Origin of the sequence: Peribacillus sp. TH27 (assembly GCF_016650915.1) — a bacterium.
GTDB lineage: Bacteria > Bacillota > Bacilli > Bacillales > DSM-1321 > Peribacillus > Peribacillus butanolivorans.
Genome location: NZ_JAEKEV010000002.1, coordinates 3,888,453 through 3,913,713 on the forward strand (window position 1 = coordinate 3,888,453; position 25,261 = coordinate 3,913,713).

Below are 25,261 nucleotides of genomic sequence, written 5' to 3' on the forward strand. Positions count from 1 at the left end.
AAACTGCATATTAAACAGGAAGGCTGCTGAATCAGTAGCCTTCCTGTTTAATATGTCTCGTAAATGATAGAGCCTGTCTGGGAAATATCATAATCACCTAAAGCCTTGATTTCAGCTTGAAATGAATTTGATGATAAAATTCGCTTAACAATGTTTATAAGCTGTTCGTTTTTCGGAGATTTTAAAATAACAAGGTCATAACGCTCTGTAATTAATGGAACAAAGTCGATTCCAACGATTTTTGCAGCTTTTTCAATTCCCACACCTACATCCGCTATCCCAGCAGAAACAGCTGATGCCACACTTAAGTGATTGGTCTCTTCGTTATCATATCCCTTAAGGTTTTTTGAAGGGATTTTGTGAATCCTTAGCTGCTCATCAAGAAGAATTCGAGCTCCTGATCCTCTTTCTCGATTGATGATGGACAAGTCTTTTTGTTTTAAATCAGTCCAATTTGTGAGTTCTAAAGGATTTCCTTTTTTAACATATAAACCTGCTTTCCTTGAAACCAGATTAAGTAAAATATAAGGATAGCCTACCAAAATCTTTTTTATATAAGGAAGATTATATTCCCCAGTATCTCCATCAAACATATGTAAACTAACGATGTCGGAATCCCCATTGTACATGGATATAAGCCCGCTTAGACTTCCTTTGTTAGAGCGTAATGTTTTATAGCTGGAGTCCTTCTCAATGTGCTGCCCTAGTATATCTAACACCATATCTTGCCCGCTAATGACAAGGTTAAGAGAATCCTTCACATCGTTTCTATGGGGTTCGGCAACAGGAACTGGGGATGTACTGGACTTATTGTTATTAATATACATCTCCAAGTCTTTTGCATCCATTCTCATCTGCCTTCCCACACGGAATACAGGCAGTTCCCCTTTTTTAACAAGATCATAAATTGTCAATTTAGATACCTTTAAAAGCTGTGACACTTCCTCGATCGTATAGGAAAGCTCTTTTGACATGTGCATCCCTCCATTCTTTATTGTAGCTTAGAGTCCTTTGAAAAGTAAATTCACAGTAAAAAAAGGCATTGATTAAAACCTTTTATCTGTTTTATACTAGTTATAATTAGATATAACTAGTTATAACTAGTCAGAAAGGGAGAGAGACTTTGAAAAAAATATATCTTATGATTTTCTCGATTATGCTACTTGTGATAGTTGGCACAGGGTGTTCAAGTGATAAAGAAAAAGGCACAGAAAAGCAGACGCAACAAGCTGACGAGAAAGTAGAATTGACGATGTCAGCAGCCGTGAGTTTACAAGCTGCCTTAAATGACATTAAAACTGCTTTTGAAAAAGAAAATCCAAATGTGACAGTAAACTATAACTTAGGAGCTTCTGGAGCTCTTCAACAACAAATTTCACAAGGAGCACCTGTGGATCTGTTTTTCTCTGCTGCAGAAGATAAATTTGATAAATTAGTAGCTGAAGACCTAATTGAAGAGAAAAATGGAATCGACTTAGTAGGAAATGAACTTGTGCTGGTGGTTCCAAAGGAATCGGATAAAGAAATCAAGAGAATAGATGACATCACAAAGGCTACCAAAATTTCCATCGGTACCCCTGAGTCAGTACCTGCAGGGCAATATGCGAAACAAACATTAGAAAACCTAAATCTTTGGAAAGAGATTGAAGGTAAATTGGTATATGCCAAGGACGTTAGCCAAGTGCTTACATACGTAGAAACAGGAAATGTAGACGCAGGACTAGTTTATAAAACAGATGCCTTAAACTCAGAAAAAGTTGATATCGTCGCAACAGCTAAGGAAGATTTACACGACCCGATTATTTACCCTGTAGGCATGATTAAGGATAGTTCTCATCCAAAAGAAGCGCAGCTATTTTACGACTATCTTCAAAGCGAAGATTCTATCAAGGTTTTTGAAAAATATGGATTTGAAGATTTGAATTAATGCCGCAGTTTTGTAAAATAAAGATAAATTTCATTCTATAACAAAGGCCACCAATTTGGTGGCCTTTTCTTTTGTGCACCCGGCATGGGTGCAATCTATAGGGTGGAGAACAGAACCATGAAGGGTGTATCAAGTAAATGATTGTACTCCACGAGGTCTGTAACCTGTTCAGTGATGGACAGACAGCTGATCAGAAATTGACTACCTCTACTCTACAACTTTGCTCTCATCTCTTTTGGTTTTGGTCAAATAGACGACCAAGCCCAAGATTATAACGAGGAAGACCAAACTGGTTCCCGTCGTACCTAGACCAAGGCCACCCTTATTACGAGGCTGTGACAGATAGTCGCCAAGAGAGGCGCCGAGAGGGCGAGTCAAAATGTAGGCGATCCAGAAGGAAAGCACTGCATTTAGTTTGAAACCGTAGTGGGCGATGGTCACCACCCCAATCAACGCCGCGAACATAAGTGCTGACTTCCAATAGCCTATGTTGAGACCTTCTGCTATGAGGTCACCAGCTGCAGTACCCAAGGCAAAGGTGAACAGGATGGCCAACCAGTAGAACGCTTCTCGTTTGGTCGTGTAGATAGAGTGAATGGACAGTGTCTTCTCACTCGAGTACCAAGCCGCAAACGTCGCAAGCATCGCAACTGTGAAGATGATAGTTGTCGTCACCAGACTGACTCCGAGATTGTCCACGAGGTTGTCGGTAATCAGCGTGCCTACAACGCTAATCATCACTACCGTGAACCAGTAAATACTTGGCACATACTTACTCGCTTTGAATTGGAAGAAAAGCGTTATGATCAAAAGGACAGCCATGATTAAGGTCGTGTTGGTCAATCCCAATTTCAGATTTCCAATCAGGAAGTCTGCAGCCGTCTCACCCACAGTTGTTGCCATTATTTTGATGATCCAGAAGTAAATGGTGACTTCCGGAACCTTGTTCAACATCTGCCGCCCGATGGACGGACTTTTTGTATCATTCATTTATGATCCCTCCTTATCTTCTCTTGGGTTATTTCGTTTTCGATAAAACCTTATTTGCTTTTTCTATTGTTCCCTAGATTCACTATATCGAGTCAACCTTAACGCAACTTGAAAAAAGGATTAAAAATCAATTAAAAAGCGAAATTAAAAGCAAAATAATGCTAAATTGTAGAAAGAGCATTTCAATAATTAATGGAAGCGAGTAAAATTCAGGACTTTGGAGCAAATATAGAAGGGTATTGAATTATTAGCGGACGACAATTTTCTGTATTTAGGATGGAACTAATATTCCTAGCTAAATTCGATAAATACATGTGGATGTGGCTTCCTTTCCATATTGCACTCAAGTAGGAGGATTTTAAATGAAACAGCGTATTTTGGTTGTAGAAGATGAAGTCCAGATAGCAACGATATTAAAGATAGAACTCGAGTACGAAGGGTATGAAGTGCTTGTGGCCCATACTGGTAAGGCGGGGTTGGAAGCTGCATTACAGGGGGAATTAGATTTAATACTTTTAGATGTTATGTTACCTGAGATGAATGGTATTGAAGTTTTAAGAAGAATACGAAATGAGAACACCTTACTGCCGATCATCCTATTAACAGCTCGTAATATTACGATGGATAAGGTGACGGGACTAGATCAGGGAGCCAATGACTATATAACGAAGCCTTTTGAAATCGAGGAGTTATTGGCAAGAATACGTTCTTGTATTCGTCAGAATTCAATAGCTGCCAAAGCTTCAAAAGAACAGGAATCGATCTTATCAATTAAGGATCTATTCATTAATCTCGATACTAGGGAGGTTAACAGGTGCGATTTTTCTATAGCGTTAACCCCGAAGGAATTTGATTTACTCGTTTATTTACTATCCAATAAAAATAAAATAGTGACACGAGAAAATATCCTGATTAATGTATGGGGTTATGAGTATGAAGGGGAGACCAATGTAATCGATGTGTATATCCGTCATTTAAGAAAGAAAACAGAAGAAGGTTTTTCTGATCCAACGATTATTCAGACGGTAAGAGGAATTGGCTATACAGTAAGGGAGAATTAAGTAATGAAAATTACTACAAAAATTAACCTGATTACGACTGCTTGGATACTCTGTGTGTTGGTTGCCGTTAATGCTGTTGTATTTATTTCTTTTATGAAAATTACTGTAAACATGGAAGAGGATATATTACTTCACAAAGCGCAAAATATTATTGCTGAAATTCAAAAGGATGATTCTCCTCAAGAGATAGAAAAAAAATTAACCACATATTTAACGAATCATTCATTTATACGGATCATTCAACCTGATTCTCAAATTAGTAGTGAAGTATCCAGTGACCATTATTTGCTTACTAAATTTAAAGGAGAATTTTCAAGCGAACAAGAATCGCAAAGAAGTACAATTAGACAAGCGCATAAAGAAGAGCAAATATTAATTGTTAGGGTTCCTATCCTATCTAAAGGTAAAGTTGTTGAAACGTTAGAAATTGGAGATAGATTACTAGGACTGGAATTAGGGAAGGATGTATTACTTTCCATTCTGACATTTTGTACGCTATTAGGGGCGGGGTTATCGTTGCTAGGCGGCAGGTGGTTATCGAATGTAATTATGAGACCTATTTCCAATATGATTAATACGATGGAGGATATTGAACAAAGCGGTATACCAAAAAAAATCATCATCCAACATGAAACAAAGGATGAACTGCAAAAAATGGCTGTTACATTCAATCGGATGATGGGCAGATTGGATGCGAATTTGGATAAACAGAAGCAGTTTATTTCGGATGCTTCTCATGAAATAAAGACCCCGCTTACGATTATAAAAAGTTATGCTGATCTACTGCGAAGACGTCGTATACAAAACGAAGAGAAAGCACTTGATGTTATAGATGTAATTCATTCAGAGGCAACTCGTATACAGAAAATGACGGAAAGGCTGCTAGAATTAGCCGATACAGAATTGGAAAATACTTTAGATTATAAATCATTGAATGTAATAACTTTATGTCAGAACGTGTTTAATCAATTCAAAGAAGTCTATGATCGGGAAATAGACTTTCATTATCAAGAAGATTCCATTATGGTTATAGCAGATGAATTGAAGATAAAACAGGTGATCATTATCCTTTTAGATAACGCAATCAAATATAGTACAGACAAAATTGATGTGTATGTAAAGGATCAGCTATACTCTACGGTCATTAGAGTAAAAGATTATGGGATTGGAATACCTGAGAATGAAATAGAAAATATCTTCGAACGTTTTTACCGGGTGGATAAGGCTAGAAGCCGGGAGACAGGTGGAACAGGGCTAGGTTTGTCGATAGCCAAAAATATAATGAATCAACATAATGGGGAAATTAAAGTGGTTAGTACCGATGGAAAAGGAACAGAGGTGGTATTGTCCTTACCCAAAAGATAATCTGCTTCTTGCTAAATTCAGACTTGAATGGATGAAGAAGGTGCAAGATAATTTGCCGCTAAATACAAGAATGAGGTGTTCTGTGAGTGACACATATAGGGATGATTAGCTTGAGTATCTTATTATTGCTATTTCTCGTTTATACGATTGTTCCTACGGTATTTATTCGTGTATGCGGACTGGGCATAACCAAAAATATCAAGAGGAATAATAGGATAGCCTTAACTTTTGATGATGGACCTAACCCTGAATATACGACACAATTACTTGACCTTTTAAAAAGGTATAAGATAAAGGGTTCGTTTTTTGTTGTGGGCAGTAAAGTGAAAAACAACCCTGATATCATTAAACGAATGCATGAAGAAGGACATACAATTGGAATCCATCATTTTGATCATATTTCAAGCTGGGTCCTTTCGCCATTTCATTTAAGGAAACAGTTAGATATGACTGAAAAGGCCATAATGGAATGTACCCATGAAAAAGTCACTTTTTACAGACCTCCATGGGGCCATTTTAATATTTTTACGCAAATAGCCAGTAAGAAATATCAAGTGATCATGTGGTCAGACATTTTCGGAGATTGGAAAGTGGAAACATGCAAAAATGACCTACTTGATCAATTGCGAAAAACGTCAACAGAAGGTTCCATTCTCCTGCTCCATGACTGTGGGGAAACCTTGGGAGCGGATAAAGAAGCACCTCGATATATGATTGAAGCCTTGGAAGTTTACCTACAAGAAACAATAAAAAAGGGAACACAATTTATTACATTAAAAGACTTATAAACTGATTCGAGGGGATTTTATGAATATAGATAGTATCTTACATTTTATTGACTTATATGGCTATCTTATCATTTTTCTTTTTTTATTCATGGGCATTGTGGGAATTCCCGCCCCAGAAGAATCTCTTCTGTTTCTAATCGGAGTCTTGATTGGACAAAATAAGCTCTCTTTTGGTTTAGCTACGCTGAGTGCATTTCTTGGAGCCTTTATGGGGATGCTTATCGCTTATGTATGTGGGAAATACGTTGGGTATCATTTTATAAATAAATTTGGAAAATACGTGGGCATTACAAATGATCGCTGGGAGAAAGTACAGGGAAAGTATATGAAAAATGTCCAAAAAACAATTGTGTTTGGATTTTATCTACCAGGAATAAGACAAATTAGTCCGTATTTTGCAGGAATCAATCATATCCCCTTCTGTAAATTTCTCCTCTTTTCCCTGCTAGGCACGGTTCTCTGGACTGTCCCTTTTATAGTGGCAGGGTATTATTTGGGCAATGCCTTTCATATAAATCCGGAATATGTTCCACTTTTAGGTGTCGTATTCATAGTTTTTTTATTGATATACGTTTCTATCAATTATATGAAAAAGAAAAAAAAGAATGCCCAAAAATAGGCCTACTTCTTAAGGATGATTCCCGTCCCGATTGGAATAACCAGTTTCTACAATTGGTTTTCTAATCGGGCTATTAAGTTTAGAGATGGGGACTTAAGATACCTTGAACGTATCATTAAAAATTGATTAAAAAGAAAGTTTTTAACAAAATCAGTGATATATTGTAAGAGGAAAAAAGCTCTTGAACATGCAAATAGTCTTTTTTCTTAGTATGTAATCATCGTATTAAAAGAATGATTTCTATAGGAGATGACATATATGAAGAAGATTTTGTTTTTACCTCTCTTTCGCATGCAGTCAGGACATCATCAAGTTGCAGAGGCCTTAATGGATATGTTAAAAAAACATACAAGCGGAGTTACTTTGAAAAAAGTGGATCTGTTAAGTTATACAAGTAACTCTTTAGAAAAAATGATAACAACTGGTTATTTGAAATGGATCCGTTATGCACCTGAAACCTATAATCTAGCCTATAAAAACCTTTTTTACGTTTCCTTGCCGAAGGAACGTTCCTTTAAATGGTATCAACATATATTCTTGAAGAAAATGGAACAATTGATAGCGGAGGAAAAGCCAGATTTAATTGTGTGTACACACGGGTTCCCTTCCTATCTCTTAAGCCAGTTGAAAATAAAAGGGAAATGCAATATCCCAATTATCAATGTGTATACGGATTTCTTTATTAATAATGTGTGGGGAAGCAAGGGGATTGATTTTCATTTTCTTCCTACCCAGGAATTGAAAGAAAAGCTAATAATCAAGAATCAAATACCGAAACATAGTATGATGGTAACTGGTATTCCTGTGCATGAGGAAATCACTAAAAGAGCCCGTGGATTAAAAAACGCAGATCGCCCCAAAATTTTAATTTCAGGAGGAAACAGTGGTCTGGGTGGGATATTGAATTTAGAAGATGAGTTAAAGAAATCAACCGACTGTGATTATTTTGTACTTTGTGGTAACAACAAAAAGCTATATGATGCAATCGATACGTGGAATTTAGCTCATATTAACCCATTACCTTATATCTCATCAAGGTCAGAAATGAACAAACTTTATGAAGAAGTGGACGCAATCATTACGAAACCCGGCGGTGTCACCATTAGTGAAGCACTTCGAAAAAGGCTACCGATTTTTGTTCATTCAATGCTTCCAGGACAGGAGGAAATTAATCTACAGTATTTAAAAGACCATAAACTTGTATTTGAACTCAATCACAATTTATCATTTGAAAAACAAATACTCAGTATATTAAAGGACCATAAAAAAATGGATCAGTGGGATATATCCATCGAATCTTATCAAAGGGAAATAGAGTTGGAAAAACCTGAGGGAATGGTGGAAGTAATGAAATTGATCCTTAATCTTAGACAAGCAAGTAAGCCGTCATACCTAACCAATCAGTCAAAAGTTATTTATAGCTAGGGATAATTCAGTTAAAGTACATGGTGTTAAAATATCTGTTCTGTATTTGATGAATCGGCTGGAAGATTCGTTTAATCCAGCAGCAAATTGTAGTGGGCGCCATTGGGTGATCTACAAGGGGAATTATCAACAACGGTCGAGATTTTTTTAAGAGAAAAGCTGAAAATGAAAGAGGGAAGCTGAGTTATGAACGACTTTATCCAATCTATTCTACTTACACTTATGGATTATGGGTACCTTGGAATTACCCTCGGTCTTATGATTGAAATCATTCCAAGTGAAATTGTATTATCTTATGGAGGCTTTTTAGTATCCCAAGGAAACATCAGTTTTGTAGGGGCGGTTATTGCCGGAACAATTGGTGGAACCATCGCTCAGATCTTTGTTTATTTAATCGGATATTATGGTGGAAGACCATTTTTAGAACGATACGGAAAGTATATTTTCATACACAAGAAACATATTGAGCTATCGGAATCATGGTTTACTAACTATGGACCAAGTGTCATTTTTACGGCTCGGTTCATTCCGGTTGTCAGACATGCTATTTCGATACCAGCAGGGATTTCTAAAATGTCTTTAATAAAATTCACGAATTATACGCTACTAGCCGTACTTCCATGGTCTGTGCTTTTTGTATTTCTCGGGATGAAGTTAGGAAGCAATTGGGGACAGATTAATGAGATGGCCAAGCCCTATATCCAGCCAATCGCAATAGTTGCGGTTCTTATTATTGCAGGAATGTTCATTCGCGGGTACATGAAAAAAAAGAAAAACAAAGCCTTATGAAGTTTATGGATTTAAGGAAGGGTTGTTATGGAACATAATAGGATACTTACAAAAGCCTTTATAACAACAGAAACCGAACCGATAAACGTGAAAAACTTCACAACGAATCATCGATATTGACGGTAATAGCCTTCCAAGGGGACATTCGATGGAAGCAGTTGGGTTTTATAATATGAATTAATTAAAAAGACCACCAATTTGGTGGTCTTTTTAATTAATTTATGGGGAAATAGATTGGTATTTCTTCCTTTATTTTGAAACTTTATCATCCGTAATCCGTATATAATGTGAACGATAGTAGTGAAAGTGAAAAATCAACAAGGCCACATTTAAGAAAACACCATTTGGAATGGATGGGGTTAACGGTCGTTGTTTGGTTTCCTCATAACATTAAGATTCCTTTATTTATAAATTTGATTAAGGGAAGGAATATAGAAGCAATAGAATACTTATAAATAGTATAGAAAATGTATTAGTAATATTTTTTAATAGGACAAATATTCAAATGGCAATGGAACTACTTAACTAACATGTACTAGCCCTTAGAAAGGATGCTTTCATTCATGGAAATAAGGAAACCAACTGATTATGAATTTCAAAAGGTTTTATCACTTTCGCCACAAGCTGTTTTTGACGGCACATTAGGTGAAGTGAAGCCAACTAATCAAAAAATCAAACAACTTGTTGAACCACTGCTTGCAAAAGGGAGTTATTATGTCATTGCGATAGAAGAAGATCAACTAATGGGGTGGATTCTATTAGGAGCAAGTAAAGATCAGTTTACGGATAAGATGAATGGATTTATTTATGAACTGTTTGTAATAGAAGAATACAGAGGGAAAGGTATTTCTAAGAGATTAATGGAGTCAGCAATTGATTTTCTAAAACAAGATGGGCATTCTGAAGTCCGTCTAAGTGCTTTTGCCCAGAACAAAGCTATTAAGCTCTACGAAAAAATGGGCTTTAACATCAGAACACTTACGATGAGTTTGCCGTTATGACTCTTTCAGTGGATGTTTCGCAATAGAGGAATATGTACTTGGAGGATTGCTTAGTTGACTATGGGCAGATAATCCTGATAAAAAAGCAGATTTATTACATAAAAAAGGATAGTAATTAACCGTTCTAAAGCTTTTATCTATTAGTGTTAGACCTATTTACAGGGGGGATAAAAAAAGTGAATGAAGCAATAATTAGTTTTCTTATTATTGTAATGTTGATCATTGCGTTCACATACGGTCTCATAAGACAAATACGGCAAATAGTTAGTATCAGAAAAGGAAATAAATCAGATTATGTTCATTACAAAAGAACAGTAGTTGGAAACTATCTGAGTTGCATTTCATATGCGGGTTTTCTTATTGCCTATATCTTAAATGTACTTCTTGCATCACGTATTATACCTAGTGTATTTTTTACAAGTGATAACACCAGTTTCAGTTGTTTTATTTTTTTTGCCTTACTATTGATCGCGAAATTTGGAATTATTCCTAATGATTCAAAACAGAGGGATTTACAGAATTGATGATGTCAGAGGATGTTCAATATTCTTGTTATACAAATACGTTATTAAGAAAGAGGAAATATGAAAAAAATTCCGCTAACACTATTAATCATCGGAATATCCATTACCTTTGTCTTAAGCTTTGCCATGCCAGAGTTGGCAGGCAAAGTAAAAAACGATATAAGCTCTATGAAAATCCTATACTCCTACAGCGTTACAAAGTCATTCTTGGAACAAACCGAAGAAACAATCGAAATGGCATCTGTACCTCTGGGTAAAGTAAAGACCCAAGATGTTAATATCCGCACAGATGTTCAGCTTGAAGAAACACCACTGAATATTCAAGGTGTAGTGAAAGAAAACCTAAACAAGCCAGAAGAGTACAAACACGAAGTCACCTTAACTGGCCCCGAAAAAGGATTTACCTACCGGAAATATTATCTTACCAAAAATTACGATAAAGGAACTTACACAGTTATTCGGACTAATAAAATAACTGGAAAAGAAAAGGAGTATGCCGGAACGTACTATGAACCGAGTGCTCAGGATCCTATCATCGAGTGGTCACGTGACAAAAAGTAAAAAAGGTATGTGATTAGATGACAACTCTTATTACTACGCTTATCCCATTTTTACTATAGATAAAAACGATAGTCTAAACCAAGCCCCCCATTCTAGGGGGATATTTTTAATTAATGAACATGATTAACATGAAAGTCAGAGGAAAAATGGAAAAACCAGTTACGATTGAGAATTACAACCCAAATTGGGTTACTGAGTTCGAACATGAAAAAGCGAAGATTAAGGAAGTCCTAAAGGACAAACCTATTTGTGTTGAGCACATTGGGAGTACCTCTGTAAAAGACTTATGCGCAAAACCAATTTTGGATATAATGGCAGGCGTTCAACATTTAGATGAAGTGGACAAGTTTATTGATCCATTAAAAACAATTGGCTATGAGTTTGTCGCACATAAGGAGTTTCCTGAAAGGCGTTTTTTTAGAAAAGGCCAATGGAGAGCGGGTACACACCATTTACATATCTACAAATTCGGAAGTGAAGAGTGGAATAATCATCTATTATTTAGGGATTATTTAAGCACTCATCCTGATATTCGTAAACAATACCAGCAATTAAAACAAAACTTATCTCAAAAGCATCATTTAGATAGAGTGGGATATACTCAAGCAAAAGCCCCATTTATCCGATATGTCATAGAAGAAGCAAAAAAAAGATAAATAGTATGTGATTAAAAGGAGTATATCATTTCAATCTTTTTAGCGACCATTTTAGGCTCACTTCTCCTTACGATGGGACCAATTAATTGGAGGGGTGGTCGTAGATTGTTTTTTTAGAGGTTATATTCACTTAACAAGATCAGTATAAAACTTGAACTGTCAAAGTCTATGAAGTAAAAGCTGAAGAGTACTGAAAGAAAAATCAAATCTAAGAGTCGTTCGCTTTTCGGTTATTACATGTTCTCTATTATTCCATGGCAGATGTAACGGCAGTGGATATAAACTGCCGTTTTTGTGTGTGAAATCTTATGGTAATAGCCTTTTAGCATGAATTTCGAACAATAAGTTCCGGGGCAAACCGATATGTAATGAACGGAGCCTGAACAGGATTAGTTATCCGGTCCAATAATAATTCTGCTACTTTGATTCCCATTTGTTGGATAGGTTGTCCAATTGTTGTGATAGAAGGTTCATAAAATTCCGAATAGGCGACATCATCAATACTGATAATGGCTACTTCATTAGGAATCGAGACTTTTTGCTTTTTCAAATAGCTAAGGATTTCACGGAGCACTAAATCATTTCCTGCTACTATGGCTGTTGGAGGCTTTTCTGTATCGAATATTTGGGCCAATTTTTCTTGAATTTGGTTTTTGGGTAAAGAATAGATATCATCTTCTCTGACTTCAAAATCATAAGATGCCATTGCTTTTTTAAATCCTTCGATTCTTTCCAACCTTGGCGTGATAGGGATATCAATAGGTAAGGTTAAAAACGCGATATTTTCGTGTCCTTTTTCAGCTAGCATGGATACAGCTAAAAAGATTGCAGCGTGATTGTCTAAAAGGACGGAATCAGATGTCACGCCATCAACTAACCGATCAACGAATACCATAGGAATCGAATGATCGATTAGATAATTATAGACTTTAAAATCATTTCCTACTGGAAAAATAATGATTCCATCTACTTGCGTAGAAACCAGCAAATCAAGGTATTCTTTTTCTTTCTCTGGATCATCAGCAGAGTCACAAATGAATACCTTCATGCCGTGCTGCCGAAACTGTTCCTCCACGGTACGAATAATTTCGGTGGACAAAGTATGTAAAATATTAGCTACGAGAATGCCTATGACTTTTGTTTTTTTTACTTTTAAATTTCTAGCATTATCATTGGGACGAAAGTCAAGTTCTTGGATGACTTGCTCGATTCTGTCTTTGGTTTCAGCACTCATATAACGAAAACGTTGGTTGATATATTGAGAAACCGTACTTTTGGAAACACCAGCCTTCTCAGCAACATCTGATATAGTAGTTTTCTTTTTTTTATTCATGGCGTTCTCCTAAAGGATATTATTTCTTGAAAATGGATACCTTCATCATAACAAAGGAGCATAATGATTCCAACGCCATTCTTTAACATGAACAGGGATCTATTTTGTTATACACTGGATTTAAGAAACACCCTTAGCGCTTTTGGATGCACAGAAGCATAGTCAGCTAAATCAAAGTTTGGATGCAGAATTTCCATCGATGATTATATAAACGGTAAAAAATGATTTAATAAAAGAGATAGATAAAAAAGCAAAAGTTGGGTGAAATCTATAAATAAGTAGGTGGATCAAATATGTTAATAAAGTGGATAAAATGCCAAGTGAATGAGGAAAACAAGAGTTCATTTTCTAACGCACAAGAGGGTTGGGGAGATTTGAAACAGTTAGATGGATTTATAGGCCAAATCGGGGGATGGGATAAAAACAATCCGTTTGAAGCAGGCATTATTTCTTTCTGGAGAGATGATCGTTCTTACCAAGCATTCATGGAGCAACAGCATGATGGAATTTTCGAGAAGAGTAACCAAAGAAATACTTATTCCAATATCTCTGTTCAAATTTTCGAGAAAATGTTTAATACAAGCACAACAGACATGACAGATTTTTTAAGTAAGGGAAGTCTTCTTCGAGTGGCAGATTGTTTTGTAGAAACAAATAAACAACTTGAGTTTGAGCACATGCAAAAAGAAGTATGGAACAAAGGGATGATGGCTTCACCAGGAATGCTTGCTGGAGTATTTGCTGAAAAGAAAAATGGAAGATATCTGGTCGCTTCATTATGGGACAAGGATTGTTCACATCAATGGTATGTGGACAATAAAATGCCTGCCTTAATTCAGAGTTCTGGAGTCAAGGACCCTGCAATAAGGATTACAGGAAGTTTATTAAAAGTTAATCCAAAATGGATCGTTTTTTGAATGATCGGGATGTTTCCTTAAATCCAAAGTAGGTTCAGGTTGAATCTAAGTTGCCCATAAACAATGGCTATTGTTCAACAAGCTTTACGAAGTTTACGAGATGAAACAGATAAACGGGGTTTAGCTCAAGTATCTGCGAATCTACCCCTTTAGGATCCCCCAGCATATTAAACCCGACTTTATCTTTGAAAGAAAGAGATAGAATCGGGATTTGTTTTTATTAGATGTTTTAAAACTTTTTTGGGAATTGCTTGATAATCCCTTCTGTTAGGGTGTCTGCCAATTTAATAATATGATCTTCACCTTTATCAAAAGCAGAAATTTCCGCATCTGTATCCTTTTTAATTCTTGATACAACTTGGTCTGTAAGCAATTTTAAATGTGTATATAGCAATTCCTTTAATTCATCATTGCTCCAATTTGGATTGGCTTTACTAAGAAAAAGAGCAATATCATCAGCATTTTTATACCATTCAGCATTAAATATTTTCAGATTTTCCTGGTTTCCGCTTTTTGCTGCATCCACCACTTTTCCTGCAAGAACGATGTGCTCCCTTAACAGTTCAGCTAGTTTGTTGCCGGCTGCATCGCCATAATAAGGTTTGATTGCATTTCCTATATCATCCTGATTTTTTAATAACCTAGTCAGTACCTTTTCTTTGTCATCCAAATCTGATAAGGCACTTACCATATAGCTTCTTGTCCATATAGTATGGTCGATCCAAAGTTTCTGTAAAGTATGTTTTAGCTGTTCCGATGATTTACTAATACATTGTCTTTGTTGAGCCCCTTTTCCTTTTGCCTCAGTAGTTAGAGGAGAAAAGATCAAAGCAAAAGACATAAACAAGATCATTAACTTTAAAAACCGGTTTTTGATAAAAACCATCCCCTTTATAGAAATTTACATGCTATATTATTATTTGATTAATTTACAGATTTTACTCTATAAGGGACTTAACAGAAAAATGAGCAAAAAAAATTATCGCCGACTTTACGATGATCACCAATAAGCTACTAAAACCTCGATTTCATTACGCAATCGGTTTTTTTAATATGTGGAAATTCTATATTGACAGTGAAGGTGTATTACGAGTATAGTACATCTATAAGGTGTATGAACTACTTAATACATACACTCGTTATTAAATTTCAAATCGAAGTTTTTTCCTAAATAAATAGGGGGTAGTTTTATGAACGTTAATACCCGAGAACCGGTATATTTGCAAGTTGTGAGGCATTTTAAAGAACAAATTGCCATTGGGAAATTCGTAGCGGGACAGGAAATTCCATCCCGAAGAGAACTGGCGGCTTCACTGAACATTAATCCTAATACAGCTCAAAAAGCGTATAAAGAAATGGAGGAACAGGGTTTGATTCATACAGAAAGAAATTTTCCTAGTCAAATCACAACAAATGAAACGATTTTACAGGCTGTTAGACAGGAGCTTATTCTGGCAGCGGTTGATTCTTTTGTCGATGCTATTCGGCCTATTAATGTGCCAGTTGAAGAGCTGCTTCGAGTGGTTAAAGAAAAATATTCGGAAGAAATAAGGGAGGGGGAAGAAAAATGATAGAAGTAAAACAAATCTCTAAGAAATACGGCCGGAAGACAATCTTAGATGGTGTTTCGTTTACTGCTAATAAAGGTGAAGTCACTTGTCTGATCGGGATAAATGGTGTCGGGAAAACGACTACACTCAAAGCCATTATGGGATTGACGCCTTATAAAGGTGAAATCTTAATTGATAATGAAAAAATGACTAAGAACAGTTATGAAAAAATCACGTTTATTCCGGACGCACCGACCATGCTTCCATCAATGACGGTTAAACAGGCAATGGTTTTCATGGAAGATTTCTACACGTCATGGAACTCGGAAAGAGCTAATCAATTATTGGGATTTTTTAAACTGAACGAAGAGATCCCCATTTCGGAATTGTCAAAAGGCAACACAGCTAAGCTTAACCTAATGCTGGGTCTGTCCCTTGATGTGGATTATGTACTGATGGACGAACCATTTTCGGGCATTGATATGTTTAGCCGGGAGCAAATTGCCGATGTCTTTGCGAGCCACCTTATCGAAGACAGAGGAGTCATCATCACGACCCATGAAATCGGTGATATTGAACATTTAATCGATAAGGTCATTTTATTGGATAACGGTAAAGTCCTCAAAGAGTTCAATACAGAAGAAATGCGTGAAGAGGAAGGGAAATCAGTAGTCGATGTAATGAGAGAGGTGTACCAATCATGATGCGTTATTTAAAGCTAGTGAATTTTGAAATCAATCGATTTAGTAAAATATATATTTCTTTATTGTTGATAACATTGGTGTCGCAGTTAGTTGGAGTGATCATTGGAACAAAGAGTTTTCTTAATCGAGCCCATGATATCATGTCGGAAGAAAAAATATCAGAAGCCGCCTATTTTACTAATTATGGTGGTATTGATTTTACCCAAATTGCTAATTCTCTCTGGTTCCAAGGACCGATCGCGTTGAGTGCAGTTGCTCTTGTTTTTTACATTTTTCTGATTTGGTATCGTGATTGGTTTGGAAAGAATACCTTCATTTATCGCCTATTGATGTTACCGACATCGAGATTGTCAATCTACCTTTCTAAAGCTACGGCGATCTTCTTGATGGTGTTAGGGTTGATTGCTTTGCAGATTATCATTTTACCCATGGAAAATGCCCTATTTAATTCATACGTACCTGAATCGTTCTTGAACAAGGAAATGTCAATTTACTCCATTGCGAAATTTAATAGTGTCTTGAATTTGGTTATCCCAAGCACCTTCACACAATTCCTGCTTTCCTATGGGATCGGTCTAATGGTCATGTCGATATTATTTACAGCGATCATGTTTGAAAGAAGTTTCCGTATAAAAGGCATCATTTTGGGCTTGGTGTATTGCGGAATAGCTGCAGCGTTGTTTTTAACTCCTGTTTTCGTAATGGCAAGTGATGTTTTCTATTTTTACCCTGGTGAACTCGTGGGTATACTGATCGCTTTAGGAATCATTGTGACAGGACTATCGATTTGGCTTGGTTCCTGGTTATTGAAAAATCGCGTTACCGTATAACAACTATTAAAGGAGAGTGAACAAGGTGAAACGTTATATATGCAGCATCATTATTGGAATGGTTGTCATCTTAAGCATCGGAACCTATTATGTCAAAGTAGCTTCCTCCGCTTCCGGCCTTCCAAAGTATACGTTCAAGACGCTAGAAGGTAGTAGCAAAGAGCTTGATCCGGTAATCATAAATGGTTCTTCACTTGAAGCCAATCCCTATTTTGAATTATTAACGATTGAATCCAATCAAACAACATATGACAGCGAAAAGTCTTACTTTGAAAGCTTAACTGGAAGACAAGATGCTCAAATGGGAAGATTAATGAAAGAACATCGTTCATTTATGCGTGGTAAGGGTTTTATCGATTCTTTTTATGAAGACAGTGATTTCCTGGCTTACGCCTCGGTAAATGAAGATTTCACAAAGAGCGGAAACATGGAAGCGAAGTTTGATATCGCTTTATTGGAGAAGAAAAGCAACGATGAAAGTTCTTTCAGTTTGGAACTTCCTGATCAAGAGAGAAAAATGAATACGAATGTCGTGGATGTGCAATTGGTCCATTCAAAACTACAGGTATTAACGACTAATGATGTGAATTCCAACGATGACAAACAAACGAAAGAGGTTCATCTGTATACGATCGATTTAGCTAATAAGAAAGTAATAGGCGATAAAACTCTTTTATCCGAAACTTATAATGGCAATGACCAAGTCGAAGTTGGGATGCCAATTGATGTTGCTCCCACCCAGTCAAACAACATGATTTTATTTTCTGTGATCAAAGGGGTAAATCATGAGGATGGTCCATATGAGGAAAAGCCAAAAGAAAGCAAACTGCTATCTTATCATTATGAAACGGAAAAATTAGAAACGGTTAATGGGTCCGAAAAAGAATCTCTTAGCCTGGACATGGCAAAATCAGGATATGTTGATGGGGAAAACCTATACGCAGTTGATACCAAATCCGATAAATATCACATTAAGACGTTTGATCTAAGCAGTCAAAAGATAACGAAGGATCTAGAGCTAGATCTAGCTGTTCATAAGAATGAAGAATACTTCGCCACCGTTAAGAATGGAAAGGTGTATATCCTTCTAGGTAATGACAGATATCCAGAGGAAATGGATTATAAAACTAAACCGCCTCGATTGCTGATTGCCGATTTAAAGACCGGAAAGACTTTATATAAAGGTGAAACAGTCATTCAATCAGCAGATCAAAAGAAAACCAAAAATCATGGTTTTTATATAGAAAATATAGAAGTCAAATAAGGACCCCTATCACTAGAAGCAGTCTCAAAAACTATTGAGACTGCTTCTTTTTTTAGTGAAGGTCGAATTATTGAGGACGAATTATCCAGCAAAGGACGAATTAATACCAATGAAGGACGAATTATCTCTCTGAAGGTCGAATTAATACCAACAACGGACGAATTATCCCCAACAAAGGACGAATTCCCGTTGTGCAATAAAACTATTTGCTTATCTCAGCCTTATTCTTTAGATCGAACTCATAGCATAAAAGCATTAAAAAAAGGGATATCCCGTTACAGGATATCCCTTTCTAATTTCGATCAAATTGAAGCGATTTTTGCTCTTGCTGCACTTTCATTCTTGCCGTGCAAGAAGTAGTAAAGAAGAGAAGTTGCTATGACCACAACACCTAGGATGACATAAAGTGTACTGTAGCCTGTTAATGGAATGATTAAACCTAGTATATAAGGACCGAATCCAAGTCCAGCATCAAGCATGATAAAGAAGGTTGACGTTGCCATTCCCATACGGTGAGGCGGAGTCATTTTAACGGCGATCGCTTGCGAGCTTGATTGCATATTACCGAATCCAAGTCCAATAAGGAATCCGGCTGCCAATAAAGTGAAACTATTACTTGTTTGACTTAGAAGGAGCAGTCCGGCTCCAAAGATAATAAAGGCCGGATACATAATATAGTTAGATCCTTTACGGTCCATTAACGGTCCTGAGAAAGGGCGTGATAACAATACTGCTACTGCATAGACTACAAAGAAGAAGCTTGCTGTATCAACTAGGTTGATTTCCATTGCATAGAAACTGATAAAAGAAAGAACGCTAGAGTAACAGAAAGCTAATAATAGAGTAATAAATGAGATGGGCAGTGCCTTTGGCTCAATAAAGTTGGATAGCTTGAATCCCTTACTTTCAGATACTTTGATCGTTCCTTTTAATGCAGGTACATAAAGGAAGAATGCTGTAATCAAACTGATTACCCCTAAAGCAAGGCAGAAACTAAAAATCGTTTGAAAGCTTGCATGTTGTGTCATATAAAGTCCGATGAAAGGACCGATTGCTGTGGCCAGTGTTGCACTCATGCTGTAGTAGCCGATTCCTTCCCCTTTTCGTGTTGCCGGGATAATCTGAGCTACAATCGTTCCTGTCGCTGTGCTGGCCATACCCATTGCTATACCATGTATTAGACGGTTAGCAAGCAGAAAGGTAATACCGAAATCAACAAAATATAATAGTGTTGTCAAAGTAAAAAAGATTAGACCAATATACAATGTTTTCTTACGGCCAATCGAATCAATAAAGCGGCCGATGAATAGTCGCCCAATTAAAGTTCCAATAATAAATATCCCAGATATAAGGCCGGCTTGGCTTGTAGAAGCATTTAATTCATTTACTGCATAGATAGCCAATGTCACCATTAATAAATAAAAAATTAATGTTATGAAAAAATTGATGGAGGAAACAATAACAAAATCTTTCGTCCACAATTTTGGTTTGGATTGATCCATTTTATTATCCCCTTACTCTATAATATTATTTCTTACTTCGCTCATAATGCGGATGGCTGCGAGCTGTTCTTCTTCAGAGATTCCTTTTAAAATGTCCTGTTCGTATTGGTCAATGGTCACACGGACATCACTATATATCTTGGTTCCAAGCTCTGTAAGCTGCATTCTTTTTTCGCGTCTATCTTTGCTGGGAACATGCTCTACATATCCTAATTCTTCTAAGCGGGTAATGGTCCTGGTAATTGTGGGTTTTTCCACACTCTGATAATTTGCAAGCTCTACAAGCGTTGCAGAACCATAATTGGATAAGTAATGCAAAATTGACCATTGCGCTCTGTGCAAATTATGCTTGTTTAGCTGTATATTTAGATTATTTTCAAAAGGCCGGTACAGTAGCAATAGTTCTTGAAAGAATTTTTGGTAAGTCTTTATCAGAAACACTCCTTATAATATATAGTTACTGAGAGTAATTGTTACCCTGAGTAACTATAATAACAGAAATTATAGCAATATGTCCAGTCGCTTTTAAGGATCAGACATCATAGGTAGTTCTTTAATCAGGTATAGAAGCCACTTCATGAAATCGGCTAGGTTTTTTGCCAGAGTTAAGGGGGAATACACCTAGAGGAGATGATGTGAAGCATGTACAAATCAATGATTGCATTAGTTGCAGCCGCAACAATGCTAACTGCTTGTAACAGTAATGAAACAGATGAAAACACTAAAGAGGTTACAGAAAAAAGTGAACAGCCCGTGCAAACAGCAGATGAACAAGTAACACAAAATGAATCCGCACAAAACGAAACAACTCCAATTGCAGATCATGAGAAGTGGTCATCTTTACCTGAATATGGAAAGATAATCGAGCAAATCGGCAACGAAGATTATAATTTTAATAAGGAAACGGATAATGACAATAAACGCGTTTTTCTTATTGACCTAAAGGGTGAAAAACAATATAAAACCATTTTCGTTAAAAATACCAATCGCCTTAAAATCGTAAAAATAAACGGTGGCGGAGAGATTTTTAATGAGGTCATTAAATAAAAAGTCACTACACTAAGCTGTTTGACATCACAGAAAAAAGGGCTGTAATGACAGCCCTTTTTGTCATTTGTAATAGAAGAAAACTAATTAAAACCCGATAGTAAAAAGTGCAATCACTATGGCGAGTCCTATTATAACGAGTATTGTGGTTATAATTCCGGCATACTTCAACCGTCCTTTTTCTTTGGATTTGAAACCTAAAATCCCAAATATAATACTAGTTATCAAAAGGATAGGACCTAAGATGAAGGATACATAAGCCCATACTATCTGACTTCGGGATTCACCAACATCTCTAAAAAGTAAAATAATCAGTTATGCTCCTATGATACTTAAAACAAGTGAAAACAAACTATATTTACTCCTCAAAGTATCACCCCTAAATAATAAAATCTCGAGTGCATACTATCTATATGAAAAATAACCTTTTATACCCACTCAAAAAAACTTACAAGTAAGTTACTAAAAGAATGATATATAATAGGAAGGATCATATTCCTAAATCTTAAAGCAAGTAAACCACATCCAAAACCTGTTACTAAATGACTTATTTCGGATTTTCATGAGTAAAAGCAAATAGAATAAAACCAACTTTAGATAAATACATAGAGAAAAAGTGGGTGTGATATGAAAGGTGCAAAATTCAAGGAGTTTTTATTTGTATTTGGAACATATACATTTCTCATGTTGTTCTTTTTTAGTTTCACGGATATAAATTGGAATTATGATAATTTATATGATTTAAAACCCTATATAGGTGTCGTAGGGCTTATAGTTATGATCAGTTATATTGAAAGATCCCAGAATGTTTTAACAAAAATGAGTTACTTTTGGATTAAAATTTGTGCCATACTCTTTAGTTTAATACTGCATATAGCCTTCACTTCTTAAAGAATTATTTGAATTTGCAACTATACATAGATTTTTAAGTTATAAGAGTTATTTTTATGAAAAAACCTTTAATCCATTCTTTCGCACACTGAATCGTGTATACGGTTTTCAATATAGAAATATAAGGGGATATCTAGGAGGATGACAGTTGTCAAAAGGACTTATTCATCATATTGAGCTATATGTTTCTGATTTAAAAAGGACTGTTGATTTTTGGGGCTGGTTTTTAGAGGAATTAGGGTATGAACCTTTTCAGGAGTGGGAAAGCGGGAAGAGTTGGAGCATAGGTGAAATGTATATAGTCTTTGTCCAAGCAGAGGAACGATTTCTTGATGTTCCCTATCATAGGCGGAGAGTAGGTCTTAACCATTTAGCATTTCACGCGACTTCACGTCATCAGGTTGATGATATGACTCAAAAATTAAGGGACAAAGGAGTAAGCATTCTCTATACTGACACTCACCCATTCGCTGGTGGAAAGGAGCATTATGCTGTTTACTTTGAAGACCCAGATAGAATGAAAGTTGAATTGGTGGCACCTTAAGTATTTTCCATTATAGGGGGGTTAGTTTGATAAGATGAAGGAGAATTGCTAAGCAACCGCACTATATGATAAGGAGCTAACGACATCCATCTTTAGCTGTAGGTAGCCCTTTATCAGGTGTAGGAATAATTATTATAAGAATAGGGATAAGAATTGCCGTTTCCATTTTTCGGATTTTTCTCGTGTTCCTCGTGTTTAATGTGTTCAACCTCAAGGGTAATTGCATGAAGTAATATAAATGCACCAATAACTTGAATCCAGCTACCGACCAATAGAATCTGTTCCCCAATTACACTTTTTTCGTTTAAAACGTAAATATTACCGATCGCTGCTAAAAAAGAGCCTAAAGAAATGAAGCTATTTCCTATAATCGCAAGTTCCCTATAGGATGAATCCTCTTCAAGAAATGCACCTACTGCTTCAAAAGCTGCGCCAAGACCTTGGACTCCACTGCCAAGGGTATCTATTTTTACTCCCTCTTCCTCAGCACCATTTAGTTCAATACTTACTCCAACTGCATTTGTACTATTACCAGCAGCCTCAAGCCAAGCACCGAAGATGGTATATATTTGTGCTAGCTCCCTCTCAGGTTTTAACAGCTTAGTTCTCCCGATGGCTTGCAACGAATTTCCGAATGCTTCAATCCCATTTCCTTTTACGATTAAATCTTTCCCCTGATCGCTGTGGGTGAAAGTTTGCTGGGTCTGCCCGGTTGTATCAATAAGTGAACCAATAAATAGTATCCATGCTCCTGAAAGAATGAGGTCTTCTCCACGAAATGTCATATTCCCAAACGCTCCTTAAAAGAGGTTATTTTATATTATTCATAAACCAGTGTATGTTTACATAAACCTTCAAAGCCAGGGTTTAGGAATGAGAGGTAGCCCATCGTTTGAAATGAATCGAATCGTTTCTAATTATTAAGAAGATGAGGAAAGTTAGTTATATTTTAACTTTCAAATTATTGGTATAATGTAGGCAATTGTCTAGAGGTGGTGAAATTGTAAGTGAAATACATTTTTCAATTAGTAATTGCTATGTTGTTTCTTTTGTTTTTTACATTGTGTACATGGTACGAAGGAAGCGAAATTTTAGATAACCCATGGGAATGGAAATATTCAACTCACTTTTCACAGATGCTGAATGATCAAGTTGTGGATGCAAATGATATTTCAGTTTTAGATTATTTCGTATATGCAGCTAAATTCAAACCATTGTTTCCTAGCCTTATGATAATTACAGCACTTTATATAATCATTCTTTTGGGATCGATGCTATTTAAAAGAAGTGCCAAAAAAATAGCTTTATTTCTTTCTGGTTTGGGAGTACTTTTACTACTTTTAAGCAGATTGGTATCTAATTCCCCGTCTGCAGGGGGAAGTTTCTTTAATACTTTTTTTCTAACAAGTGGAATTATATCCGTACTAATTGCTGCCTTATATTATTATCAAATGCCAGAAAGACATAAGACTGGAGTATAAATGTACTTTATGCCTTTTGTAGTTAACTGAGCATTATTGGACGAAAAAGCTGCTATTCATAAGCAGCTTTTTTTTGTGTCGAAGCCTTTTTGAATAACCCTTAATCAATCAAAATGTCATTTTGATATTTATTTTGCGTGGATAACAAATAAAGGATCATATATATTAGCCTGACTAATATGTATGATCCTTTTATATCTTTTCAACAATGGCCCCCTTTAATTGAATAACTTGACTAACGTTTTAATCAACTTTATTTGTAATGAAACATCTTATTAGTCATTCAACCTTTTTTTCAAAACAGCTTCTTTCTTTTTGTTCGTTTACCAAGATTAATAATATTAATTTGAGCAAACATTCATTAGCCAAAAGCGAAAAACATACGCTAAGCAAAATATGACATCAAGAAATCGGCTACTTCATTATTTTATTAAAGGAATAACGTCAAGAAATGAGGGATTACAGCATTAAATGTTTTTTCTTTCAATAAACCATTCGCAATATTATACACACCTAATGTATCAATTTATTATTTAGGGTCATGCCTATCATTCTGATGGATGCATGACCCTTTTATATTTTTCAAATATATCCGTCAAGAAGTTGTTATGGTAATAATACGCGATGGAAAGATAATAGATAATGATAAAGACGTTAGTGTGAAGGGTGTTCGGTTCAACACTGGGGTGTTGAATAGTTAAGAAAAATAGCAGGGAAATAAGCATAATAAAACGAATATTAATATATAATTGAAATAATAAATTTCAAGTAAGAAGGTAACTTATGCTGAATATAATGACTCTCGTTTCAAGTTATTTAATTGGTTCAATCTCATTTGCTTTGGTTATCGGTAAATTGTTTTATAAAACCGATATTCGAGGATATGGGAGTGGGAACCTTGGAGCCACTAATACGTTTCGGGTTTTGGGAAAAAGAGCAGGAACTACAGTAGCTATTGCGGATATATTAAAAGGTACTGTTGCTTGCCTACTCCCACAAATCTTTAATTCAACTGTTTCTCCTATATTGTGTGGCATACTCGTCATATGTGGACACGCGTTTCCTATCTTCGCGGGCTTTAAAGGTGGTAAGGCAGTGGCTACATCAGCAGGAGTGTTTATATTTTTATCTCCATTAGGTACATGTACTGCATTTATTGTGTTTCTTATTAGTTTGTTAACTTCTAAATATGTGTCTCTTAGTTCAATTTTAGCTAGTATTTCAATTGTTATTTACAGTTTTATATTTGAAGAAAAGCTAATTATAGCACTCTCATTATTTATTAGCTTATTCGTCATTATTCTTCACAGAGAAAATATTAAGAGAATATTGAAGGGTACGGAAACTAAAGTAGGTAAGAAGAAATAATAGATTTGTCTAGCTAAACTAACGGGTGCACTGTATAGAGTGGTTGCTGAGACACCCTTTTTTTACTGATATAACGGAGCAGATTAGTTTAATAAATAATCGTAAATAAATGGTATATTACTTA

Annotated in this window: 26 protein-coding genes; 19 read left to right on the forward strand and 7 right to left on the reverse strand. The window is 35.9% G+C overall.

Annotated elements, in window-relative coordinates; translation table 11 throughout:
- Positions 1-47: 47 nt before the first annotated feature.
- A complete protein-coding gene (locus JFU24_RS20150) occupies positions 48-974 on the reverse strand; it encodes a helix-turn-helix transcriptional regulator (protein ID WP_201250341.1) in 927 nt (308 codons plus the stop codon).
- A gap of 149 nt (positions 975-1,123) precedes the next feature.
- On the opposite strand from JFU24_RS20150, the gene modA reads away from it, so the two are divergent.
- Complete coding sequence (gene modA / locus JFU24_RS20155; protein WP_201186913.1) at positions 1,124-1,927, forward strand: molybdate ABC transporter substrate-binding protein; 804 nt, start codon at positions 1,124-1,126, stop codon at positions 1,925-1,927.
- 207 nt (positions 1,928-2,134) lie between these two features.
- Here modA and JFU24_RS20160 read toward each other — a convergent pair whose 3' ends face one another.
- Entirely contained in the window at positions 2,135-2,917 is a 783-nt protein-coding gene (locus tag JFU24_RS20160) for a COG4705 family protein (RefSeq protein ID WP_057219208.1), read from the reverse strand.
- Positions 2,918-3,279: 362 nt separating this feature from the next.
- On the opposite strand from JFU24_RS20160, the gene JFU24_RS20165 reads away from it, so the two are divergent.
- From JFU24_RS20165 to JFU24_RS20205, 9 genes are all read left to right on the forward strand, one after another.
- Positions 3,280-3,978, forward strand: a complete 699-nt coding sequence (locus JFU24_RS20165) for a response regulator transcription factor (protein WP_201250342.1) — start codon at positions 3,280-3,282, stop codon at positions 3,976-3,978.
- A 3-nt stretch (positions 3,979-3,981) separates the two neighbouring features.
- A complete protein-coding gene (locus JFU24_RS20170; RefSeq protein ID WP_201186907.1) occupies positions 3,982-5,343 on the forward strand; it encodes a sensor histidine kinase in 1,362 nt (453 codons plus the stop codon).
- A gap of 101 nt (positions 5,344-5,444) precedes the next feature.
- Positions 5,445-6,131: a polysaccharide deacetylase family protein gene (locus tag JFU24_RS20175; protein WP_201188079.1), complete on the forward strand. Its 687-nt coding sequence runs from the start codon at positions 5,445-5,447 to the stop codon at positions 6,129-6,131.
- Positions 6,132-6,150: 19 nt separating this feature from the next.
- On the forward strand, positions 6,151-6,750 hold the full coding sequence (locus JFU24_RS20180) for a DedA family protein (RefSeq protein ID WP_201250343.1): 600 nt from the start codon (positions 6,151-6,153) through the stop codon (positions 6,748-6,750).
- 258 nt (positions 6,751-7,008) lie between these two features.
- A complete protein-coding gene (locus JFU24_RS20185) occupies positions 7,009-8,175 on the forward strand; it encodes an MGDG synthase family glycosyltransferase (RefSeq protein ID WP_201222889.1) in 1,167 nt (388 codons plus the stop codon).
- A gap of 186 nt (positions 8,176-8,361) precedes the next feature.
- Positions 8,362-8,964, forward strand: a complete 603-nt coding sequence (locus tag JFU24_RS20190) for a DedA family protein (RefSeq protein ID WP_098372998.1) — start codon at positions 8,362-8,364, stop codon at positions 8,962-8,964.
- 563 nt (positions 8,965-9,527) lie between these two features.
- Positions 9,528-9,965, forward strand: coding sequence for a GNAT family N-acetyltransferase (locus JFU24_RS20195; protein ID WP_201250344.1), 438 nt, complete (start codon positions 9,528-9,530; stop codon positions 9,963-9,965).
- A gap of 584 nt (positions 9,966-10,549) precedes the next feature.
- Positions 10,550-11,050: a hypothetical protein gene (locus JFU24_RS20200; RefSeq protein ID WP_201222891.1), complete on the forward strand. Its 501-nt coding sequence runs from the start codon at positions 10,550-10,552 to the stop codon at positions 11,048-11,050.
- A 146-nt stretch (positions 11,051-11,196) separates the two neighbouring features.
- Positions 11,197-11,706, forward strand: a complete 510-nt coding sequence (locus JFU24_RS20205) for a GrpB family protein (RefSeq protein WP_056521258.1) — start codon at positions 11,197-11,199, stop codon at positions 11,704-11,706.
- A gap of 322 nt (positions 11,707-12,028) precedes the next feature.
- Here JFU24_RS20205 and JFU24_RS20210 read toward each other — a convergent pair whose 3' ends face one another.
- Positions 12,029-13,039: a LacI family DNA-binding transcriptional regulator gene (locus tag JFU24_RS20210; RefSeq protein WP_201250345.1), complete on the reverse strand. Its 1,011-nt coding sequence runs from the start codon at positions 13,037-13,039 to the stop codon at positions 12,029-12,031.
- Positions 13,040-13,332: 293 nt separating this feature from the next.
- Between JFU24_RS20210 and JFU24_RS20215 the strand changes: the two genes are divergently transcribed.
- A complete protein-coding gene (locus JFU24_RS20215) occupies positions 13,333-13,956 on the forward strand; it encodes a YdbC family protein (protein WP_201186894.1) in 624 nt (207 codons plus the stop codon).
- A 229-nt stretch (positions 13,957-14,185) separates the two neighbouring features.
- On the opposite strand, the gene JFU24_RS20220 is transcribed toward JFU24_RS20215, so the two are convergent.
- A complete protein-coding gene (locus tag JFU24_RS20220) occupies positions 14,186-14,833 on the reverse strand; it encodes a glycosyltransferase (protein WP_201188077.1) in 648 nt (215 codons plus the stop codon).
- Positions 14,834-15,146: 313 nt separating this feature from the next.
- Between JFU24_RS20220 and JFU24_RS20225 the strand changes: the two genes are divergently transcribed.
- The 4 genes from JFU24_RS20225 to JFU24_RS20240 are packed head-to-tail and all read left to right on the forward strand — an operon-like array spanning position 15,147 to position 18,304.
- Complete coding sequence (locus JFU24_RS20225) at positions 15,147-15,527, forward strand: GntR family transcriptional regulator (protein WP_056521067.1); 381 nt, start codon at positions 15,147-15,149, stop codon at positions 15,525-15,527.
- A complete protein-coding gene (locus JFU24_RS20230) occupies positions 15,524-16,210 on the forward strand; it encodes an ABC transporter ATP-binding protein (protein WP_201186892.1) in 687 nt (228 codons plus the stop codon). Before JFU24_RS20225 ends, JFU24_RS20230 begins: the two co-directional genes overlap by 4 nt.
- Complete coding sequence (locus JFU24_RS20235; RefSeq protein WP_201250346.1) at positions 16,207-17,040, forward strand: hypothetical protein; 834 nt, start codon at positions 16,207-16,209, stop codon at positions 17,038-17,040. The genes JFU24_RS20230 and JFU24_RS20235 overlap by 4 nt, the downstream gene beginning before the upstream one ends.
- 25 nt (positions 17,041-17,065) lie before the next feature.
- Complete coding sequence (locus JFU24_RS20240) at positions 17,066-18,304, forward strand: hypothetical protein (protein ID WP_201222894.1); 1,239 nt, start codon at positions 17,066-17,068, stop codon at positions 18,302-18,304.
- Between the two features lie 302 nt (positions 18,305-18,606).
- On the opposite strand, the gene JFU24_RS20245 is transcribed toward JFU24_RS20240, so the two are convergent.
- Together JFU24_RS20245 and JFU24_RS20250 are read right to left on the reverse strand one after the other, a co-directional pair.
- Positions 18,607-19,806 carry an MFS transporter gene (locus JFU24_RS20245; protein ID WP_201250347.1) on the reverse strand — a complete coding sequence of 400 codons (1,200 nt, stop codon included), beginning with the start codon at positions 19,804-19,806 and terminating at the stop codon, positions 18,607-18,609.
- Between the two features lie 12 nt (positions 19,807-19,818).
- The gene (locus tag JFU24_RS20250; protein WP_446728293.1) at positions 19,819-20,247 is read right to left on the reverse strand and encodes a MarR family winged helix-turn-helix transcriptional regulator; all 429 of its coding nucleotides are present in this window, start codon (positions 20,245-20,247) and stop codon (positions 19,819-19,821) included.
- Between the two features lie 201 nt (positions 20,248-20,448).
- Here JFU24_RS20250 and JFU24_RS20255 point away from each other — a divergent pair, with 201 nt between their 5' ends.
- The gene (locus JFU24_RS20255) at positions 20,449-20,853 is read left to right on the forward strand and encodes a hypothetical protein (protein ID WP_201250348.1); all 405 of its coding nucleotides are present in this window, start codon (positions 20,449-20,451) and stop codon (positions 20,851-20,853) included.
- Between the two features lie 1,039 nt (positions 20,854-21,892).
- Positions 21,893-22,288, forward strand: a complete 396-nt coding sequence (locus tag JFU24_RS20260; protein ID WP_201250349.1) for a VOC family protein — start codon at positions 21,893-21,895, stop codon at positions 22,286-22,288.
- Between the two features lie 113 nt (positions 22,289-22,401).
- On the opposite strand, the gene JFU24_RS20265 is transcribed toward JFU24_RS20260, so the two are convergent.
- Positions 22,402-23,073, reverse strand: a complete 672-nt coding sequence (locus JFU24_RS20265) for a DUF6944 family repetitive protein (RefSeq protein ID WP_201222902.1) — start codon at positions 23,071-23,073, stop codon at positions 22,402-22,404.
- Between the two features lie 222 nt (positions 23,074-23,295).
- On the opposite strand from JFU24_RS20265, the gene JFU24_RS20270 reads away from it, so the two are divergent.
- Entirely contained in the window at positions 23,296-23,769 is a 474-nt protein-coding gene (locus JFU24_RS20270) for a YjdJ family protein (RefSeq protein WP_313888866.1), read from the forward strand.
- A gap of 786 nt (positions 23,770-24,555) precedes the next feature.
- Positions 24,556-25,137: a glycerol-3-phosphate 1-O-acyltransferase PlsY gene (gene plsY / locus JFU24_RS20275; RefSeq protein WP_397327810.1), complete on the forward strand. Its 582-nt coding sequence runs from the start codon at positions 24,556-24,558 to the stop codon at positions 25,135-25,137.
- The last annotated feature ends 124 nt before the right edge of the window (positions 25,138-25,261 follow it).

Coding starts and splice junctions, on each gene's coding strand:
- JFU24_RS20265 (WP_201222902.1), bottom strand. CDS start 23,073: ATGACATTTCGTGGAGAAGACCTCATTCTTTCAGGAGCATGGATACTA.
- JFU24_RS20180 (WP_201250343.1), top strand. CDS start 6,151: ATGAATATAGATAGTATCTTACATTTTATTGACTTATATGGCTATCTT.
- JFU24_RS20170 (WP_201186907.1), top strand. CDS start 3,982: ATGAAAATTACTACAAAAATTAACCTGATTACGACTGCTTGGATACTC.
- JFU24_RS20195 (WP_201250344.1), top strand. CDS start 9,528: ATGGAAATAAGGAAACCAACTGATTATGAATTTCAAAAGGTTTTATCA.
- JFU24_RS20160 (WP_057219208.1), bottom strand. CDS start 2,917: ATGAATGATACAAAAAGTCCGTCCATCGGGCGGCAGATGTTGAACAAG.
- JFU24_RS20230 (WP_201186892.1), top strand. CDS start 15,524: ATGATAGAAGTAAAACAAATCTCTAAGAAATACGGCCGGAAGACAATC.
- JFU24_RS20165 (WP_201250342.1), top strand. CDS start 3,280: ATGAAACAGCGTATTTTGGTTGTAGAAGATGAAGTCCAGATAGCAACG.
- JFU24_RS20190 (WP_098372998.1), top strand. CDS start 8,362: ATGAACGACTTTATCCAATCTATTCTACTTACACTTATGGATTATGGG.
- JFU24_RS20255 (WP_201250348.1), top strand. CDS start 20,449: ATGTACAAATCAATGATTGCATTAGTTGCAGCCGCAACAATGCTAACT.
- JFU24_RS20150 (WP_201250341.1), bottom strand. CDS start 974: ATGTCAAAAGAGCTTTCCTATACGATCGAGGAAGTGTCACAGCTTTTA.
- JFU24_RS20200 (WP_201222891.1), top strand. CDS start 10,550: ATGAAAAAAATTCCGCTAACACTATTAATCATCGGAATATCCATTACC.
- JFU24_RS20235 (WP_201250346.1), top strand. CDS start 16,207: ATGATGCGTTATTTAAAGCTAGTGAATTTTGAAATCAATCGATTTAGT.
- JFU24_RS20175 (WP_201188079.1), top strand. CDS start 5,445: ATGATTAGCTTGAGTATCTTATTATTGCTATTTCTCGTTTATACGATT.
- JFU24_RS20185 (WP_201222889.1), top strand. CDS start 7,009: ATGAAGAAGATTTTGTTTTTACCTCTCTTTCGCATGCAGTCAGGACAT.
- JFU24_RS20245 (WP_201250347.1), bottom strand. CDS start 19,806: ATGGATCAATCCAAACCAAAATTGTGGACGAAAGATTTTGTTATTGTT.
- JFU24_RS20205 (WP_056521258.1), top strand. CDS start 11,197: ATGGAAAAACCAGTTACGATTGAGAATTACAACCCAAATTGGGTTACT.
- JFU24_RS20210 (WP_201250345.1), bottom strand. CDS start 13,039: ATGAATAAAAAAAAGAAAACTACTATATCAGATGTTGCTGAGAAGGCT.
- JFU24_RS20225 (WP_056521067.1), top strand. CDS start 15,147: ATGAACGTTAATACCCGAGAACCGGTATATTTGCAAGTTGTGAGGCAT.
- JFU24_RS20215 (WP_201186894.1), top strand. CDS start 13,333: ATGTTAATAAAGTGGATAAAATGCCAAGTGAATGAGGAAAACAAGAGT.